The following is an 18,290-nucleotide window of genomic DNA, read 5'->3' as shown; positions in this document are numbered from 1 at the left end:
GCTGGGGACATGGAGGCACCCCCGCAGGTCCGGGTGTGCGCGCCCGGACCGGCGGGGGTGCCGGCTCGTCAGGTCAGTGAGACCGCGCGGGGCGTACCGCGGCGGAACACCGTCCAGGTGCGGAACCCGATGTCGTGGAGGACCCGCACCACTTCCGGGTACTGGTCGCAGACCCGCTCGGGGACATGTGCGTCGGAGGCGAAGGTGAGGGGGACCTCGAAGTGGTGCGCGCGCTCAAGGAGATCGTGCTCGGGGTACCAGCCGCCACACATCTTGGTGCTGCCCGAGGTGTTGATCTCCATCACGGCGCCGGAGTCGCGGATCGCGCGGAGCATCTCGTCCGCCGCGGCGGGCGCCGGGACTGCGCCGAGCTTGGGGTGGTTGCCCTTGAGGGCGTCCACATGCCCCATGACCTGGAAGAGTCCCGACCGGGCACACTCCGCGATGGCGCGGAAGTACCGCCCCTTCACCGCGGCCAGTTCGCCGTCCTCGACGCTCTCCCAGCGGGTGGTGTCGAAGATGTCATGGCCCTCGAACATGTGGACCGAGCCGATGACGTAGTCCAGTGGGTAGCTGCCCAGCGCCTTCGAGTAGGGGTCCATCCGTCCCTGGAAGAAGTCCGCCTCGGTGGAGACGAGGATCTCGATGCTGTGGGCGAACTCCTCCTTGAGGGCGAGTGCCTCGGCGATGTACGAGGGGAACTCCGACTTGGGCATCGCCACCGGAGGCAGCGCATGGTCGGCCTCCTCCGCGAACATGGGGGTGTGGTCGGACAGGCCGAGGACCTTGACCCCCTTGTCGAGAGCGGCCGTGACGTAGTCGCGCAGCGAACCGGTGGCGTGCCCGCAGCGGTTGTGGTGGGTGTGAAGGTCGATCACCGGTTCACACCGCCAGGTATCCGCCGTCGACGGGCAGGTCGGTGCCGGTGATGAAGCTCGCCTCGGAGGAGAGCAGGAAGGCGATCGGTGCCGCGATCTCCTCGGGATCGGCGAAGCGCTTCAGCAGGAACTTTCCACCGTGTTCGGGGGCGGCCTCCGCGGTCGCCCGGTCCAGGCCCAGCGCCTCGCGGTGGAACCGCTCATTGTTGGCGTTCCAGACGGTGCCCGGGCTGACCGAGTTGACGCGGATCCCACGCGGGGCGAGCTCCTCGGCCGTGCACCGGGTGAAGCCGAGTACGGCGGCCTTTCCGGTGTTGTACGTCAGGTAGCCGCTCTGTGAGATGTGCGCCGAGATCGACGCCATGTTCACGATGGCGGCGTCGGCGTCGCGCTCCGGGAGACCCGCCACGAACTCACGGGTGACCAGCGAGAGTCCGATGATGGTCGGATCGAGCGCGGCATGCCACTCCGCGGCGGTTGCCTCCAGACCCTTGAAGACGAATCCGGCGGCGAGGTTGACCAGGAGCGTCGGCCGCTCCCAACCCTCGGGGAGACCGGCGAGAGCCGCTGTGACCGCCGCGGCGTCGGTCACATCGCCGACCGCGAGCCGGACCTGGTGCCCCTCGGCCGTCCAGGTCTCGACCGCGGCCCGGCCGTGCTCCTCGCTCTTGTCGTAGACCAGTACCCGGCAGCCCTCGGCACACAGCCGCTCGACGACCGCCGCGCCGATGCCCTGTGCTCCGCCGGTCACCATCGCGGTGCGTCCGGCGAGTCCACGTGACCGGCCTCTCATACTGCCAACTCCTTTTCGATGGTGACCCATTGGCCGACGAGGTGGACGACCTCGTCGCGGTCCAGGTTCTCGGTGGCGCCGTGCGGGGCCAGCGTCCGCCCCCTGCCATCGGTGAGGTCGGGGTCGGTGGCGAGCGCGGCCACCGCCCCCAGGTGCACACCGGCATCGGCCAGGGACCGGCCCAGGGAGGTACCGCCCAGGCTGTCCCCGTCCTTCGCGGAGAAGTACCGCCAGTTCTGGAACATTCCTTCCAGGTGTCCCGCGGACAGGTGCACGGCATTGCGTCCCTCCGACAGGGCGATGCCGTGCTCACGGGCCGCGGCGCCCAGGGTGCCGCGCAGTGAGTCGGGGTGGGACCGCAGCGGGTGGAGTTCGCCGAGGACGTGGTCACGCAGCTCCGCCACGGGGCGCTCGCTGTGGCACTCCAGCAGCCCGACCAACGAGCCCGGGGCGCGGTAGCCCTCGCTCAGGGCCGGCAGGAAGCCATTGAGGACCGTCACCGGCCGGTCGTTCACCTCGGTCACCGAGGCGTACGAGCCGGAGCCCAGCTTGTGGATGCCCGCGGCTCGGCAGCGTTCTTCCAGGGCGCCCGGGGACAGGTCACCATGGGCCATCGCCTCGTAGGCCGCGAGGACGTCGGGGGTGTGCGTGCGCTGCCGCAGGGCGTCGAGTGAGTCGCGGGCGTAGGAGGTGAGGGCGGCGGCGCCGTCCGCGGCCACCCGGTGCAGTCGGGGGTAGTGCAGGAACAGATCGCCGCGGGCGGCGAAGTCCGCCGCCGGGGTCACCGCGCAGCGAAGGACGGCCACTTCCTGACGTCCGAGGGCTCCGATCGCCTCCGCCAGCATGCCGGCCGCGTACCGGGCGGTCATGACCTCGGGTTTGACGACGACGGTGACATGGCTGCCGCTCACGGGGGCCGGGGTGTCCGGCCTGCCGCTGTCGGCGCGGCGCCGGGTGTCCAGCGCCAGGGTCGACAGGGCTCGGGCGCTCTCCGGGGTCACCACAGGGTGATACCCGACTCGACGAGTTCCGCGGTCAGTTCGCCGGAGCTCGTGACCGTCTTCTCCACCAGCTCCTTCAGCGCGGCCTCGTCCGCGTCGGGGGAGGTGACGACGACCTCGTCGGGGCTCTCCAGGGGCGCCTCCTTGGAGGTGAAGATATGCACCTGGGAGGGGCCGCCGAACCGTTCGTGGACCTGCCGGGCCAGCCGCATGGCCATCACGTTGTAGATCTTGCCGGTGTGGTCGAGCGGGTTCTTGCCGGCGGGCGCCTCGATGCTCATCGGGCGCATCGGGGTGATGAGACCGTTGACGCGGTTGCCGCGGCCGACAACACCCACATCGCCGGTGTCGGCCACCGAGCCGATCGCGGTGAGGTACGGACGGCCGTTGCGGTCGGTGGCGTTCATCAGCATGCGGCAGTCCTGGATGCCGAGCGAGCCGACGTATGCCTCCAACTCCTGCTGGATGACCGCCTTGCGCGCCCAGTACTGGTCCATCGACTCGATCCCGGCCGCGAGGAAGGGCATGTTGACGACGAGGCTGAACGCGTCCTCGCGGCGGCTGCCGAAGACCTTGACGTCCCAGCCGGTGTCGGCGTGGCGCTTCTTGAAGTCGGCGCCGTTGATGAGGTTCTCCAGGCCGAGCACCGCGGTCTCCAGACGCGACAGCGGAGCGTAGCCGTGCAGCAGGTTGGTGTCGTTGGAAACGAGTCCGCCGGAGTGCAGCGGCACCAAGTCCGCCGGGGAGGAGGGCTGGTAGCGGGAGACACCGCGGCCCGAGCCCTGGTGGTCGACCACACCCAGCTCGATCACCAGATGACGTTTGGGGTGGAAGCCGGTGGTGACCTCGGACAGGACATCGGCGGCGGCCCGGAACATGATGTCCCGCACCGGTATCTCGGCGGAGCCGACGCGGTAGGCGCCCTTGCCGAACACCTTGACGCGGTACGGGGAGGTGATCTCGCCCCGGCCGAAGTCGACGTCCGCGCCACCGCCGTACAGCGTGACCTTGTCGAACCAGTGGTGGGCGACGCCGCCGAACTCCTTCAGGCAGTACTGGGAGTAGTAGCGGGACATCCGCTCCGCCATGGCGTCGCACATGGTGTCGGGGTGGCCCACACCCTTGCGCTCGACGAGTTCGTAGGGAAGGTCCTCGACGGTGCGGGAGTCTCGTTCGATCGACAGCATGGCCATCTCTTCCTGTCCTGCTCCGGCGTGCGCCGGCGGCGGGCTCCTTGTCTGCGGCGGCCGCGCGCTCTCACGCGCCGCACAAGAGGGGTAGGGGGGTGGTGGAACAACCCGGGAGGGCGTCTGCGGACGGGGCGGACACCGCGAGCCCCTTCGCGGCCGTTGCCCGGGCCGCCCGACGGCCCTGCGGCCCGGCGCTCCGTGGACCGGGTCAGACTGTCAAGCACCGGGGCCCGGTTCAACGCGTGTTCCGGCAGCCGGAACACGGGCGGACGGCCGGTACACCGTCATGACGCGGTCGCCAGCTCGGGGTTGCGCTGCATGGCGCGGGAAACGGCGGCGCACGCGGCCTTCAGATGCGCGGCGACCATCCCCACGTCGAGCCGGTCCTGCGGCCCCGCGACGGCCAGTGCCCCGGCGGCCGCACCGGACCCCGTCAGCACCGGGGCGGCCACACCGACCGCGCCGGTCGCGATGCGGACGGCCGCGAAGCCCTGGTGCTGTACCCGGGCCGTCTCGCCCTCCCGGGTGCGCGCTCCGCCGCGCGCCACCGTGTCGTCCTCGGCACCGAAGGCGTGGAAGATCCTGGTCGCTGCCCGGTCGGAGGCCCGGTTCTCCTCCCCGCCGAGTCCATGGTCGGATCCGTGGGTCCGCCGTACGGCGTCCACCAGGGCGGTGTCCGACCCGGTGGGGTCGGCGATGTACACGAACGCGCTGCCGTGGGTGATGCGGTGCAGCTGCTTCGCGTGGGGAAGGGCGATGTTACGGAGCATCAGCTGGCGGGGGACCCGGGCGCCCAGCATGAACAGGCCCATGCCGAGCCGGAGTCCCTTCTCGCCACGCTCCAGCATGCCTTCCCTGACCAGTTCGGCGATGATGCGGTGGGCCGTGGCCTTGGGCATCTCGGCCCGCCGGGCGATCTCGGAGAACGGCAGCTCCTGCTCGCCCGGCCGGAAGGAGCGAAGGACGCAGAGACCGCGCGCGAGCATGGAGCGGGAGCTGTTCTCGACGGACATAAGGACTTCCTCCATGTCGGGGCGGTGCAGAAGCGGTGATGCGGTGGGGCGCGGGGCGCCGTTCCGGGGCCGTGGGGTGCCGGGTCCTAGGGCTGCCCGGTCGGGGCGGGGCCTCGCGCGGTGAGGGCGCCGGCGGCGTGTTGGTCGCGTAGTTCCGCCGCGTTGTCCACGACCTTGCCGATTCCTTCGGCCCAGGCGTCCATCAGGTCGGGCCGCTCGTCGGAGTACACGGGCAGCCGCAGCGCACGGGAGAGATAGGCGTCGACACCCGGGAACTCATCGCCCCGGTAGCGGCGGTAGGTGTTGTCCCCGGGGTGGTACGTACCGGGGTGCCAGGACGGGCTGCGGAAGGCGGCCTCGCGGTGCAGCGGTGGCGAGGTGGGCCTGGTCAGCGGGACGCCCTCCGCCCTGGCGGCGGCCGTGAACACATCGACGGGCAGCCCACCGAGCTCCTCGGCGATGTAGAGGGGCTGGTAGCTGACGTAGTGGGCGACGCGGTCCACATGCTTCTGCCGCACCGGCGGGGCGATGCCCGGGATGTCCCGCAGAAGGTTGCCGAGCCTGTCGTAGTTCTTCTCCCGGCCGTCCAGCACGGTGTCGAGGCGGGAGAGGGCGCCCCGGGCGAGGGCCGCACCGACCGGGTGGATACGGTAGTTGAGGCCGAAGCCCGTCCGGCCGTAGGCGCGGTACTCCTCGCTGGTGACGTCCTCCTCACCACGGTCGATGCAGTGGCCGAGCATCACCGCACGCTCGTAGACCCTGCGGTCGTCGGTGACCAGAATGCCGCCCTCACCTGCCGTGACCTGCTTCTTGGCCTGGAGGCTGAAGGCGGCGACGTCGCCGTGGCGGCCGACGGGGCGGCCCGAGCACTCCGCGCCGTGGGCCTGGGAGCAGTCCTCCACGACCGCGAGGCCGTGCTCGCGCGCGAAGGCGGTGACGCGCTCCATATCGGCGGGGAAGCCCATCAGGTGGGTGACCACGATGGCCCTGGTGCGAGGTGTGAGGTGGGCCGCCAGCCCATCAGGGTCCAGGATGCCGGTATCGGGGTCCACATCGGCAAGCACCGGAACGCCGTTGCAGGCGAACACCGGCATGGCGGTGGCGAGGAAGGTGTAGGCCGGGGCGATGACCTCGTCGCCGGGGCGCAGGTCGAGACCGAAGAAGGCCGAGTGCAGGGCGGAGGTGCCGGAGCTGACCGCGAGGGCGTGGGCGGCGCCGAGGCGCTGCCGGTAGCCGTTCTCCAGGGCCTGGACCTCACCCTCACTGCCGTTGTAGGTGATCTCGCCGCGCCGCAGCAGCGCGGTCACCGCCTCGATGTCCCCCTCGGTGATGTGCGGCCACCTGGGCCGCTCGGCCGGGGTCAGCAGGGGCTCTCCCCCGAGGAGCGCGAGTCGCGTCATACCCGTTCCTTCCTGAGTAGGTCCTGGATGTCGTGCGCGGTCCGCAGCCGCAGGCAGGGGACGGAACGGGCCCGCATACGGGTGAACAGAGCGGTGTTGGTACGCCGGACCACGGGGAACTCCCGGTGGGCCCAGAGCAGGAGCCCGACGGCGTTGCCGGGTCGCTCGCGGTTGCCGTTCCACAGCTCCTCCCGTGTGCGCAGCCGCCGCAGGGTGCGGCGCAGCAGCCGGGCGGTGGTGACGGAGCGGCCCGGGTCGACCCAGACGACGGTGTCCGCGAGCACCTCCAGCACCGGATGGGCCGCGCCGTACTGGCCGTCGGCGATCCAGTGGCCGGAACGGTCCAGGGCGGCGACGTCGGCGAGGAACTCGTGCTCGGGGCGCCGCTGCCAGCCCGGCGCCCAGAACATGGCGTCCAGCTCGTAGTGGGGGACGCCATGGGCCTCGGCGAGAGCGCGGGCGACCGTGCTCTTGCCCGCGCCCGACGGGCCGACCACCCACACCCTGCTGCCGGTCAACGGCACGGCCTTACACCCCCGTTGGGAACGGCCACGGCGGATTCCCCCAGGGGCGTCCTCACGATCCCTGCCTTTCGGGAGGTGCGGAGGTGTGTCCGGCCAGCAGCCCGGTCAGTGCGCGGGTCCCGTCTCGCAGGGCGGAGAACTCCTGCCGCAGTTCGAAGGCGGGCATGTCCGCCGCGATACGGGCGAGGAGGCCGCGCCGGACGGATGGCGGGACGGAGTCGAAGAAGGGCAACAGGAAGTCGACGTGCTTCACCGCGGTGGGCAGCTCGTTGGCCGCCAAACGGTCCAGCGCCTCGTCCGGCCCGAGGGGCACGACACCGGGCTCGGGGTGGAACCGCGGGAAGACCAGAACCCGCACCCGCGCCTCGGCCAGCAACGGCGGGCCGCCCGCCACGTCGCGCACCTCCGACGGGTGGAGCACCCGGTGGGTGTCCCCCGGCAGCCCGACGGCGGCGAAGGTGTCGCCGCGCACGGACACCCGCCGGGGCCAGCCGCGCCCGGCCCAGCCGCGGCCGTCCGCGCGGACGGAGACGTCGTCGTTGCCGACGAAGCGGTGCCCGGACCGCAGGGCGGAGAGGACGGTGGAGGTCTTCCCCGCCCGTTTCTCCCCGAGCAGGAGCGCACCGCACTCGCCCTGGGCGACCATTCCGGCGTGCAGGAAGACCTCCGGGTCCGTCGTGTGCATCAGCCGCAGCAGGATGCGGACGAAGCGGACGAAGTTGTGCCGCAGGAAGTCATGCGGCATCGCCGGGTCGAACAGCAGCTCACGGGCCGTGCCGTCGTACCAGAGCCGGGTGAGGGGTTCGGTGGCGCTGGGGATGACCACCTCCTGACCCATCGGCCGCTTCGGGTCCGCGACGCCGATCCGCCAGCGGGGTTCCGTCCCCTCGGGCGCGGGAGCGAGCTGGATGTAGGGGGCGAGCAGCGCACGGACGTACGCGGCGGTGTCGGGACTCACGTCGAGTGTCACCGCATGGCCCGGGGTGCGGCACACATACCGTGTCATCGCCCAGTCCCCCGCGGAGCCGTGACGACGATGTCCGAGAGGACGCCGCGGACCGAGGTGGCGCCCTCGGCACGCCAGCCCAGATACCACTCGAGGAAGCCCGGCGCATGGCGCGTGACCTGCCGGAGGTAGTCGGGCGACGGGATGAAGTTCAGCTCCAGAAGAGGTACCAGCGCCTCGAGTTCGTACGGGGAGAGCGGCTGGTGCGCCGTCGAGGCGGCGAGCACCGCCCGGGCCCGGTCGGGCAGGATCTGGCAGCCGCCGCGGGCTCGCCGGGGCAGGAACAGCAGTGCCCGGGCGACGTCGTACACGCGGGGCCGCAGTTGCAGCGCGTCCCAGTCGAGGACGCAGACCAGCTCCCCGCTGTCGGCGTACAGCAGGTTGGAGCCGCCGATCTCGCCGTGGGTGAGGACCTCGGGAAGGCCGTCGTACCCGGCGAGCTCGGTCCGGGCCAGGTCCAGCACCGCGGAGAAGGCGCGCCGGGCATCGGTGCGCACGGCGGCGCTGACGTGCGGGGCGGCTATCTCCTCCACTTCGTCCAGCACCGCGTCCGGGGGCCGCTCGGTGGCGAGCCAGAACTCCAGGTTCTGGGTGGAGCTGTGGCCGTCCGCGGGCAGCCCCTCGACCGGTATGCGGTGCAGCGCCGACAGGAAGGCGCCGGCCTGTTCGATATCGCCCGGCCGGGCGGAGTCGAAGGGGCGGCCCTTCCGCCAGGGCCGCAGTTGCCACACGGAGCCCTCGTGGACGGCCGAGCTGGTGCCGGTGGCCGTCGGCAGCGGTGGCGCGACCGGGATCCCGGCGGCGGTGAGCCTGGGCAGCACCGCGCTCTCGAAGGCAAGCCACGGCGGGGCCACATCCCGCCCGAGCCGCTTCAACGCGTACTGGCCGTGTGGTGAATCGACACGCCAGATCTTGTTGACGCTCTCCCGGTCGAGGGACCACACCTGGTGGGTGCCGAGGCCGTATTCCTGGGCGAGGATCCGGGTGACAGCGTTGTCATGTTCAGGCAGCCATCTGGCGGTGTCATTCACTGCGGTCGACCACCTGAAGGGCGTGGTGCTCCGCCGCCTTGCGCACGAACCCCTGGAAGTCGTGCAGCGCCTCGGACTCCTTGGCACCCGACTGGGGACTCTTGAAGAGGAAGGCGCAGACCGGGTCGAGGACACCCACCATGCCCTGACGAGCGGCGCTGTGCGCGGCACGGACGGCGTTGGCCAGCACGGCGGCGGCGTTGGGGCTGTCCTCGACCTCCAGGCGTATCTCCATGTGCACGGGGGCGCCGATGATGCTCTCCCCCTCGATGCGCAGGAAGCACACCTTGCGGTCGCCGAGGTGTTTGACGAAGCCGTTGGGGCCCGCGGCGACCTCACGGGAGTCGATACCGGCGTTGGCGAGGGCCTTGCGCTTGGAGACCTGCTTCGAACGGGACCTGGCCGGATCAGAGAGATTCAGGAAGTCGGTGTTACCGCCCACGTTCAGCTGGTAGTTGTCCTTGACCTCGACACCGCGGCTCTGGAAGAGCTCGATCAGGGCGGTGTGCAGCGTCGTGGCTCCGAGGTGGCTGCGCAGATCGTCACCGAGGAGCACGGCACCGCGCTCGGCGAACAGGGCGGCCAGCTCGGCGTCGTTGGCGACCGGCTCGGGGGTGGCGTTGACGAAGCCCGCCCCCGCCTCGGCCGCGGCCCTGGCATAGGTGGCGACGGCCTCGGTGGAGCCGGTGGGCAGCAGACAGACGACGACATCGGGCCGGGCGGCGGCCAGTGCGGCGCCCAGGGACGCCGGGGACGCGTCGGCGACGTCGGGGTGGGCACTGACAGCATCGCTCAGCGCGCCATCGAGGCCGTCGAGCAGCGGGCCCGCCTGGACGGTGACTCCCAGGTGCGGCACGTCCACGTGGCGGACCGCGGCGGTGCGCCCGGCGTACACGGCTTCGGACAGGTCCCGGCCCACCTTCAGACCGTCGACGTCGAAGGCCGCGACGAACTCCACGTCGCCGAGACGGTGCCCACCGATGTACTCGTGCATCACCCCGTTGGCGGGGCCCGGCCGTTCCCGGTCCAGAGCCACGGACTGCACAAAACTGGAGGCGCAGGAACCGACGCCGACCAGCGCGATCCTGATCGCGTTGCTACTCAAAGGTTTCCCTCCGGACGTTTACCAGACGGCCAATGCACCCTCGCTCTCGGCGCGTTGAGGCATCGCACGCAGCCGGGGATCGACACAAAGGCTGGCCCGGTTCTAACAATGTTTATCCACCTGAAGCAAACACATTGTGGGGATGACCGTTCGCCTTCTAGGGATTTACCCAGAATCTACCGGCCGCTCGAACCTCAATCCGGGCGCACGCGGCCTTTATTGAAAGAGGGATCAATCGTTCCCGTGTGCGCGAATGACCTTGCAAAATGCTTGTCGGAGCTTGGCGAAAGCCTTGCCGAGAGCTTGTCGGCAGCTCCCGGCCCAGGCGTCGTCGCGACGGAGCACACGGGAATAGCCGCAGGTGGGGCGTGCGCGCGGGCACGTTGCCGCGAAGCCGCGGGCGAGTTCGGGGGCAGGGCGCCGGGTACGGGTGCCGGGTACGGGTGCCGGGTACGGGTGCCGAGTCCGGCGCCGGGGGCGGGCGGCGGGGGCGCACAACCAGAAAGCGCCGCGCGGAGTTATTCGGCCATTGGCAAGAAAGCTCTGTCATGCACATTCAGCTAAAGCTTTATCCAAGTCCGGAACCGGAGATGTGCGACGGACATCAGAGCGGTGGCGAAAACGGACGCGACTTTGTCAGATATCTACGCGGTAAACCGATGGCGGAAGTGATGCTGAATACCCGCCGCACTACCGGGCGTTCTTACGCGTGAAATACGTCACGGCGCCGCGAAGGCCGCGGCGACCGGGGTCCCCTCAGCTACCGACGGCCTCGGGCTCGGCGGGGGCGCCATCGGTGAGGACGGCGCGCAGCCGCGGCGCCAGGTCGGCGGGCACCAACCGGTCCGCGGTGGCGTCCAGTTCGTCCAGCGTCCACCAGCGGTGGCCGGAAACCGTATCGATCTCACCCTCGGTGAAGCCACTGGTGTCGATGGTGAAATGAGGTACGTGGCAGAGGTAGATGCGCTCGCGGCAGTCGTAGGTCTTGCCTCCCCAGGAGGCCACGGCCTCCCGGTACCAGATCTGGGGACCGATCGTGAGTTCCGTGAGGCCGGTCTCCTCCTCGACCTCGCGGCGGAGGGCGTCCTCGGGGGACTCACCGTCCTTGATGCCACCGCCCACCGGGTACCAGAAGGTGCCGCCCTCGTCGACACTGGAGAAGAGCAACAGTTCGCCGTTCTCGTCCAGCAGCAGGGCGCGGGCGCTGTAGCGGATCTGAGGGGAGGTCACGAACGGGCTCCAGTGTTTTCTGCGGTGTCATCGGCGGATGAGGTCAGCCAAGCCGTCAAGGTGTCCTTCCCGTAGGTCGCCGGTGTCCACGCACCATGACGGGCGGGCACGGCGGCGGCCAGGGCGCGGAGCCGACCCATCAGGTCGCCAGCCGACTCGGGACTTGGGTCGGCGGACAGCCACCGGCCGCGGTAGACCGTGTCGGGAACGAGAAAGTGTTCGGCCAGCGCGGTCACGGCTTCGGCGGCGGCCAACGGCCTGGACAGGGGCCGGGGCGTGCCGGTGTTCTCGAGCACCACAAGCTGGTCGATCCGGCTGGACGCGGTGAACTCGACCCCGGCCAAGCGGTGTATCTCCTCATTGCTGAGGGACAGCTTGCCCCTGGGGTCCGGCCTGCGCACCGCCGCCTCGCCATGTCTGATCAGGTTGTCCCGCTCATCGGGCGCGATACCGAGGCCGAGCGCCGCCTCGCGGGTGAGCCGGGTGGACATGGGCAGCCCGACCACCGTCCATCCCCTGTCGTCGGACAGCAGCAGAGATCGGTCGGTGGCCACGCAGTAGCCACCGGCGCGGGCGATTTGGACCGCGGTGGAGGTCTTGCCTGCCCCGGAGAGCCCTGCGAGGACAAGCCCGGTGCCATTGGGCAGGACGGCCGCCGCACCATGCAGCATGAGCGCGCCACGGTCGACGAAGTGTTCGCGCACCAACTCCCGAATGGTGCGGGTGACGACGAGCCCCAGCTCGTGTTCCCGGGCGGCGACGATCTCCCACGTACGGAAGTCGGTGGTGACCAGGGCGTGCGGGAACTCGTGCCCCTCCGCCGAGACGATGACGAACGTTCCGTCCTCGCTCCGGTGGCAGTCGTACCACCATCCCGCGTATGACTCCCGGCGCTCGGTCGTCGGTAGTCCGGCCAGTTCCGCGAGCCGTGACGGAGAGCTCACGGCCTCGATGTCGAACCGGGTCCCGGCAGCGTGGGCATGGGCATCGGTGCGAGCGAGGCGATGCTGGCTGCTGAGGTAATCGACCACTCCGGGGGACTCGGCATGGACTCGGAAAGCCAGGTCGTGCCATACAAATGCGGTTTCGCAATCCGCTACCAAGTCCAACACTCTCCGAACCGCGCCTCCGCCCGGGCGGCACACGCCACACCGGTTTCCCGGAGACCCGAGCATACACACGCATATCGGAGCGTCAGATTCCACGCTCATGCCTTTGGAGCAGGGAAAGTTGCTCACTCCAGCGGGATGGCGTCGCGCTCGCCGCGCAGCACACCGCCAAGTGTGGGGTATCTCCTGGTTTCCGCTGGACTCAGGCAACGGAGGAAGCGATATCGGCATCACGTCGACCCCGTCCCTTGAGGGGGTTGGACATTCCGCTTTTCCAAGCGGTGTGCGGAGAAATGCGGCTCGGCTGGTGGGCCACCGCCCAGCCCGGGTGAAGAGCGCACCGGAGCCGCCTTGCCCCAGGCAGGTGACGAGGGGCCCCGGAAGCGCAGCGGCAGGCCGAGGCCCGGGCCGCACACGACGCCTTGGAACGGGCGGTCGAGACAGGCGACCTGCGAGGTCTGCCGCGGTGAGCCGCCGAAGCCGGGTGGTCCGCCTGCCACGCCACGTCCAGGTCCACCGTTGATACTGGTCAGGTGATCCCCACACCCGAACCACCGCACTCCCTGCCCACAGAACTACAGCCCTACCTGCGTGAACTTCTCCGACGCACCCGCGCCGTCTGCGGGCCTCACCTCGTCGGTGTCCTCGCCGTCGGATCTCTCGCGCTCAAGGACTACCGGCACGGACGCAGCGACATCGATCTGACGATCGTGGTGGAGCCGTCGCTGTCCGGGGCGGCGCTGCGTGAGCTGGCCGACGCCCTCGTCCATCCTCAGCTGCGTTGCCCCGCGGCCGGGCTGGAACTGGTCGTCTACGCCGAGGATTTCGCCGACCACCCCTCCGGGGAGGCGGGCTACCTGCTGGACCTCAACACGGGCCCGCTGCTTCCGAACAAGGCCAGTTTCGATCCGGCCCGGTCCCCGGACTTCTGGTACGTCATCGACCGCGCCATCGCCCATCAGAACGGCCTTTCGCTCTTCGGCCGCCCCGCGCGGGAGGTGATCGCCGCGCCGGAACGCCGGGACGTGCTCGCCGCGGTCCGGGCTTCGGTCGTTGAGCACGGTGGCGGCGAGGGCCACCTCGCGGACAACCGTGTGCTCAACGGCTGCCGTGCGGTGGTGTTCTGCCGTACGGGACGCTGGGTGGCCAAACGCGGCGCGGCGCGGGACATCGCCGCGGCCGAGGGGGCATTCCGGCCGCTCGTCGAAGCCGCGGTACACAGCTTCGAACGCCCCCGCGCCTCCGCGGACCCCCTGCCCACCGCGGAAGTCCAAGCCTTTCTGGCCTGGGTCCGCGAACGGGTCGACGAGACGGCCCGGACACGGGGCGACGCCCCCTGAAAACATATCGCCCGTGTGCACCTCGTCCGGTACGCTCGCGGGGTTGTTTTCGCTGCTGGGGCCCGTGACGTTCGCGTATGGCTTCCCCGGCGGTTCCCGGGCTGAGAGTGGGGTTTCGTCAATGGCATGTCGTATCAGTGAGCTCGTGCTCGGTTGCCGCGACCCCGAGGTGCTGGCACGGTTCTGGTGCGAGGTCCTGGACTTCGTCGTACTCGATCGCGAGGACGACGGCACACTGGAGATCGGGCCGCGCGAGGGGTTCGGCGGTCCGCAGCCGACGATCATCCTCAGTCGCAGGGATGAGCCGGAGCCGGGCAAGGCCCGGCTGCACATCGATGTCAACGCCACCGACCGCGATCAGGACGCCGAGCTCGAGCGCCTTCTGAAGCTCGGTGCGCGCCCGGCCGACATCGGCCAGACAGGGGAAGAGCAGTGGCATGTCCTGAGCGATCCCGAAGGCAATGAGTTCTGCCTGCTCAAGGCCCGCCTCAAGCCTCTCTGAGGCTCAGCGGTCACACGTCGCCACCAGCTACCCAGGGTCTCCCTCGAGGCCCTGGAGGCGGCGCGAGGCAACAATCGCCGAACTGGCCGGTGTGGTAAGTACCTCGGTGGCCTCCAGGGCCGGATGAGTCAGGTAGAACAGGCGGAGCTCATCCACCTCACCGCCGAAACGAGGCGGCCAATAGGGCGATGGGGTGAAGTCGTCCAGGACGAGAAGGCCACCGGGGGCGAGCAGTTCGACGACCCTCTGCGGGTCGTCACGCTTGCCTCCGCCATCGCAGAAGAAGACATCAAAGGGAGCGTGCTCCTCGAGCAGCCGCCAGTCCCCGGTGAGCACGTCGACGCGCTTGTCGTCCGCAAAGACACCGGCAGCTCGACGGGCCAGCTCCGCGTCACGCTCCACGGTAACCAGGCGTGCACCAGTGCCAAGTCCGCTGTGCAGCCAGGCGGTGCCCACTCCCGAGCCGGTGCCGCTCTCAGCGATGACCCCATGGGGCTTCGCAGCGGCGGTCAGGCTGAGCAACCTGCCCACTTCGGGGATGCAACTCTTCTCGAATCCCGCCTCCGCGGCGAGGCGCTCTGCGACCATCACGCGGGCTGGAACCGCACGTTCTGCCATGTTCACTCCCCCTTCACGGTGAGCATGACGCTATCCGCCAGCGGCGGGGTGCGCACAGGAAGTGGACCGAATTCACGCACTCCATGATGTTCCCTAGTAGCAGGCGGTCAGGAGGGACTCGGCCGCTGAGGTCCGGGCGTACAGTACACAACGGCCCGCCCGGTGGGCGCTGACCAGGCCCGCGTTGCGCAGCGCGGTGAGGAATTGGGACACCCCGGCCGGGGAGAGCCCGGTGCGGTGGGCGAGTTCGGTGGTGGAGGCCGGGGTTTCCAGTTCGGACAGCAGCAGGGTCCGGGAGCGGCCGAGGACGGCGGCGAGGGCTTCGGTTCTGGTCGTGGTGCGGGGCTCCCACAGCGAGCCCGTGCCGCGTGCCGGATAGGCCAGTTGCGGCGGCTCCGGCGGTGTCACCCGGGTGAACGGCACCGGTCCGGTGAAGACCGAGGGGATCAGCAGCAGCCCCGCGCCCGCTGTCGTACGGGAGAGGGGCTGCTGGCGGCGGGTCAGCCGGAGCGCGCTGTCGTCCCAGCTGATCGAGGGATGCAGTTCGTTGAAGAGCCGACCCGCGCCGTGCTCGGCCACCTGGCGGGCACGGTGGAAGACATCGGCCTCGAGTACCGCCCGGATCCGTGCCCAGTAGGGAGCGAGCGCCAGCTCCCAGTAGGTCTCGATCTCCTCCGTGAGCCGTGCCAGACGGGGCTGCGGCTCGGTGTGGAGGGCTTGTGCCCGGGGTCCCAGGCGGCCCTGTTCGTGTCTCAGCCGGTCGAGTTCCTGACGCACCTGGGCAGCGGGCGTGGTCCGGATCCTGACCAGCTCCTCCTCCAGGGAAGGGGCCGGTCCCGCGGGTGCCGGGTTGATGAAGTCCGGAACATACCCCACGGGCGGGATCAGCTCGGCGAGCCAGCCCCGGTCGATCCGGGCGGCCGCCAGCCGTGGCCGCACCTGTTGCGCCCAGGGCTGATGAACCGGATGCACCGCACCGGAGCGCAGCAATCGGCAGCTCGGCCCGACCTCCCACATCGGCGAGACCGCGAACCGCATCTGCGCCAGATCACTCACGGTGAAAGCCAGCTCCGTCTGCACAGACCACCTCGAGGATTCACACATACCTTAATCAATAGTCTGGCAGTCTACGGCCCGGAGATCATCCCGGCCATGACCACAACGACAGTCACCGCCACGTCGGCGGGCACCTGGCAGCTGGGCGACCTGGAGATCAACCGGGTCGGGTTCGGCGCGATGCGCCTGGCGCAGAGCGGCGAGGCATTCGCGGCGGACGCCGTCCCCCGTGACCGAAACCGGGCGATCGCCGTGCTGCGCCAGGCCGTTGAGCTCGGGGTGAATCACCTCGACACCGCGGCGTTCTACTTCTCACCGCTCCGCTCCGCCAACGAACTGATCAATCAGGCACTGGCTCCCTACCCCGACGACCTCGTGATCACGACCAAGGTCGGGCCGAGCCGCGCCCCGTCGGGCCATTGGCTGCCACACGCCACCCCTGAGCAACTACGCGGCCAGGTCGAGGAGAACCTGCGTCAGCTCGGACGGGACCACCTCGACGTGGTGAACCTGCGTATCGTCGGCACCGACTCGATCGCCGAACGCTTCGGCGCACTGGCCGAGCTGCGCGACGCCGGGCTCATCCGCCACCTGGGCATCTCCAACGTCACCCCCGCACATCTCGCCGAGGCCCAAGCCGTCGCGCCGGTCGTCTGTGTCCAGAACCAGTACGGCATCGGCGTTCACCCCGAGTACGACGCGTTCGTGCGCACCTGCGGTGAACAGGGCGTCGCCTTCGTGCCCTTTTACGCGATCGCCGGCACCGGGCGCACAGCGGGAACACGTGGCACCGAACACGATGCCGTTCTCGCCGTCGCAGCGGCACACGGCGCGAGCGCGGCCCAGGTGAAGCTGGCCTGGACGCTGCACCAGGGACCACACGTACTGGCCATCCCCGGAACCGGCAGTCCGGAGCATCTGGCCGCGAATGTGGCGGCCGGCGCACTGCGGCTGTCGGAGGACGAACTTGCCACCCTGAACTCCCTCCATCAGGGCGGCGCGTGAGCGAACGGGCGCGCACGGCTGCGCAGGCCGCGTCTCAGTCCGTCGAGCCGTGGATACGGCGGTGGGCCAGGGCCCACCAGACCTCGGCCAGGTCCGCCGGGTCGCGCAGATTGGTTCCGGTGAGCTCCTCGAAGCGCCGGAGCCGGTTGCGCAGCGTGTTGGGGTGCACATAGAGACTGCGGGCGGCGGTCTCCAGGCGCATGCCCTGGCGGAGGTAGGCGGCGGCCGCCTCCCGCAACTGTGCGCCGTCCTCGCCTCGTTCGGTCAGCGGCTCCAGGCGGAGCCGTACGAGCTGATCGCCAATGGCGGGCATCGCCACGACCGTGGCCCGCAGCCCCAGCTCCTCACGGCTGAAGACCCCGACGAAACCGGAGTCGACGGCGGCGCGCAGCGCCTGGGTGGCGCGGGTGAATTCGGTGGCGAGTGCGGAGCGGGCCGCCGGGGAGCCGAGGCCCACCACCAGGCCGCGGCAGAGCCCGTCGGGGCGTACGGTCAGCAGCCCGGCCGCGTCCCCGTCGACGGTCGTGACCAGGGGACTGCCGGTCGCGTCGTGCGCGAGCCAGGGGCGCAGCAGATCGGCGGCGCGGGCCAGGACCGCGTCCGCCGAATCCGCCGAGACCGCCGGATCCGTCGCCGGGGTGGAGTTCCCCGGGCCGGTGCGGGGCAGCCGTGCGCGGAAGGGGAGGCGCAGGGCGCTTCGGTCACAGGTGGTGTCGTCCGAGTCAGGGCCGTCCCGGCCATCCGGGTTGCCGGTGTCGGCCGGGTCGTCCCAGTGGGTCTCCCCCAGCAGCAGGGCACGCACCCGCGCCGCGGTCCGGCGGGTGGTCGGCGCGTCCCGCCGGGCCGTGGTGTGACAGCTGCGGACGATGCGCAGTGTGGTGGCGTTCGCCCAGGCCCGCAGCGTCTCGGCGATCGGCAGCAATTCCTCCGCGGTGGCGTGGCGGGCCGCCATCTCCTCACCGAAACGCCGCCACACGACGTCCGACCCGATGCGGTACGCCGAGATGATGTCCTCCACCGGCAGCACCCGGGCCAGGGCGGCGACCTCGTCGATATACCCGACGGGCAGGTCGTACGAGCGGCCCCGCCCCCGCCCTGTGCTCCACAGTGAGTGCGACTCCTCTTCGGACCAACCCTGCACCGCCGCCAGTCCGTTGCGTATCGCCGTCATCACCCGCGGCCGGATGCCGTCCGCCGGAAGCGCCGTGTAGGAGAGGAGCTGACCCCTGAGAGAGGCGATGACCTCGTCGGTGAGCGGGCCGATCCGGGCGTGCAGCGCGGCGACGGCCTCCGGCACCGTTGTGGAACCCTCCACCCGTCCCCTCCCGACTCGGTGTCTTTCTCCATGGCGAACGTGATCATTCGCCGCCATGCTACGAGGAAGCCGCCCGAACCCCTACAGATGTTCGATCCTGGATAAGTTCCGCGCTGTTGTCGGGATCCGTCGGGGTGTGGTCCGCGGCCTTGCCGGTCCCCTCTTCGGTCACCC

Annotated in this window: 18 protein-coding genes; 3 read left to right on the top strand and 15 right to left on the bottom strand. The window is 70.2% G+C overall.

Features of this window, described 5'->3' with window-relative positions; all coding sequences use genetic code 11:
• Positions 1-68 precede the first annotated feature (68 nt).
• From AB0C66_RS19305 to AB0C66_RS19250, 12 genes are all read right to left on the bottom strand, one after another.
• The gene (locus AB0C66_RS19305; RefSeq protein ID WP_362439552.1) at positions 69-878 is read right to left on the bottom strand and encodes a histidinol-phosphatase; all 810 of its coding nucleotides are present in this window, start codon (positions 876-878) and stop codon (positions 69-71) included.
• 4 nt (positions 879-882) lie between these two features.
• Entirely contained in the window at positions 883-1,671 is a 789-nt protein-coding gene (locus AB0C66_RS19300) for an SDR family oxidoreductase (protein WP_362439549.1), read from the bottom strand.
• Positions 1,668-2,672 carry a hypothetical protein gene (locus tag AB0C66_RS19295; protein WP_362439546.1) on the bottom strand — a complete coding sequence of 335 codons (1,005 nt, stop codon included), beginning with the start codon at positions 2,670-2,672 and terminating at the stop codon, positions 1,668-1,670. Before AB0C66_RS19295 ends, AB0C66_RS19300 begins: the two co-directional genes overlap by 4 nt.
• Positions 2,669-3,859 carry a methionine adenosyltransferase gene (locus tag AB0C66_RS19290; RefSeq protein WP_362439543.1) on the bottom strand — a complete coding sequence of 397 codons (1,191 nt, stop codon included), beginning with the start codon at positions 3,857-3,859 and terminating at the stop codon, positions 2,669-2,671. Before AB0C66_RS19290 ends, AB0C66_RS19295 begins: the two co-directional genes overlap by 4 nt.
• A 287-nt stretch (positions 3,860-4,146) precedes the next feature.
• Positions 4,147-4,875, bottom strand: coding sequence for a helix-turn-helix domain-containing protein (locus AB0C66_RS19285; RefSeq protein ID WP_362439541.1), 729 nt, complete (start codon positions 4,873-4,875; stop codon positions 4,147-4,149).
• Positions 4,876-4,961: 86 nt separating this feature from the next.
• Complete coding sequence (locus tag AB0C66_RS19280) at positions 4,962-6,275, bottom strand: DegT/DnrJ/EryC1/StrS family aminotransferase (RefSeq protein WP_362439538.1); 1,314 nt, start codon at positions 6,273-6,275, stop codon at positions 4,962-4,964.
• Complete coding sequence (locus AB0C66_RS19275) at positions 6,272-6,799, bottom strand: adenylate kinase (RefSeq protein WP_362439535.1); 528 nt, start codon at positions 6,797-6,799, stop codon at positions 6,272-6,274. The genes AB0C66_RS19280 and AB0C66_RS19275 overlap by 4 nt, the downstream gene beginning before the upstream one ends.
• A 52-nt stretch (positions 6,800-6,851) precedes the next feature.
• Positions 6,852-7,805: a hypothetical protein gene (locus AB0C66_RS19270; RefSeq protein ID WP_362439532.1), complete on the bottom strand. Its 954-nt coding sequence runs from the start codon at positions 7,803-7,805 to the stop codon at positions 6,852-6,854.
• Positions 7,802-8,836 carry a phosphotransferase gene (locus AB0C66_RS19265; protein ID WP_362439530.1) on the bottom strand — a complete coding sequence of 345 codons (1,035 nt, stop codon included), beginning with the start codon at positions 8,834-8,836 and terminating at the stop codon, positions 7,802-7,804. The genes AB0C66_RS19270 and AB0C66_RS19265 overlap by 4 nt, the downstream gene beginning before the upstream one ends.
• On the bottom strand, positions 8,829-9,941 hold the full coding sequence (locus tag AB0C66_RS19260) for an inositol-3-phosphate synthase (protein WP_362439527.1): 1,113 nt from the start codon (positions 9,939-9,941) through the stop codon (positions 8,829-8,831). Before AB0C66_RS19260 ends, AB0C66_RS19265 begins: the two co-directional genes overlap by 8 nt.
• A 756-nt stretch (positions 9,942-10,697) precedes the next feature.
• The gene (locus tag AB0C66_RS19255; protein WP_362439524.1) at positions 10,698-11,171 is read right to left on the bottom strand and encodes an NUDIX domain-containing protein; all 474 of its coding nucleotides are present in this window, start codon (positions 11,169-11,171) and stop codon (positions 10,698-10,700) included.
• Positions 11,168-12,115: a hypothetical protein gene (locus AB0C66_RS19250; protein WP_362439521.1), complete on the bottom strand. Its 948-nt coding sequence runs from the start codon at positions 12,113-12,115 to the stop codon at positions 11,168-11,170. The genes AB0C66_RS19255 and AB0C66_RS19250 overlap by 4 nt, the downstream gene beginning before the upstream one ends.
• 698 nt (positions 12,116-12,813) lie before the next feature.
• Between AB0C66_RS19250 and AB0C66_RS19245 the strand changes: the two genes are divergently transcribed.
• The gene (locus tag AB0C66_RS19245; protein ID WP_362439518.1) at positions 12,814-13,620 is read left to right on the top strand and encodes a translation initiation factor 2; all 807 of its coding nucleotides are present in this window, start codon (positions 12,814-12,816) and stop codon (positions 13,618-13,620) included.
• A gap of 121 nt (positions 13,621-13,741) precedes the next feature.
• Positions 13,742-14,122 (top strand): VOC family protein, encoded by a 381-nt coding sequence (locus tag AB0C66_RS19240; RefSeq protein ID WP_362439973.1) that lies wholly within the window; start codon positions 13,742-13,744, stop codon positions 14,120-14,122.
• A gap of 27 nt (positions 14,123-14,149) precedes the next feature.
• Here AB0C66_RS19240 and AB0C66_RS19235 read toward each other — a convergent pair whose 3' ends face one another.
• Positions 14,150-14,746, bottom strand: coding sequence for a class I SAM-dependent methyltransferase (locus tag AB0C66_RS19235; protein ID WP_362439515.1), 597 nt, complete (start codon positions 14,744-14,746; stop codon positions 14,150-14,152).
• Positions 14,747-14,833: 87 nt separating this feature from the next.
• On the bottom strand, positions 14,834-15,844 hold the full coding sequence (locus AB0C66_RS19230) for a DUF5937 family protein (protein WP_362439512.1): 1,011 nt from the start codon (positions 15,842-15,844) through the stop codon (positions 14,834-14,836).
• A 48-nt stretch (positions 15,845-15,892) separates the two neighbouring features.
• Between AB0C66_RS19230 and AB0C66_RS19225 the strand changes: the two genes are divergently transcribed.
• Positions 15,893-16,801: an oxidoreductase gene (locus tag AB0C66_RS19225; RefSeq protein WP_362439509.1), complete on the top strand. Its 909-nt coding sequence runs from the start codon at positions 15,893-15,895 to the stop codon at positions 16,799-16,801.
• A 34-nt stretch (positions 16,802-16,835) separates the two neighbouring features.
• Here the strand turns inward: AB0C66_RS19225 and AB0C66_RS19220 are convergent, their stop codons facing one another.
• Positions 16,836-18,116 carry a helix-turn-helix domain-containing protein gene (locus tag AB0C66_RS19220; RefSeq protein ID WP_362439506.1) on the bottom strand — a complete coding sequence of 427 codons (1,281 nt, stop codon included), beginning with the start codon at positions 18,114-18,116 and terminating at the stop codon, positions 16,836-16,838.
• Positions 18,117-18,290 lie beyond the last annotated feature (174 nt).

The organism is Streptomyces sp. NPDC048636, assembly GCF_040650655.1.
In the GTDB taxonomy this organism is placed as follows: domain Bacteria; phylum Actinomycetota; class Actinomycetes; order Streptomycetales; family Streptomycetaceae; genus Streptomyces.
The sequence above is the reverse complement of the archived record's forward strand: the minus strand, read 5'-3'. Positions and strand labels throughout refer to the sequence as shown.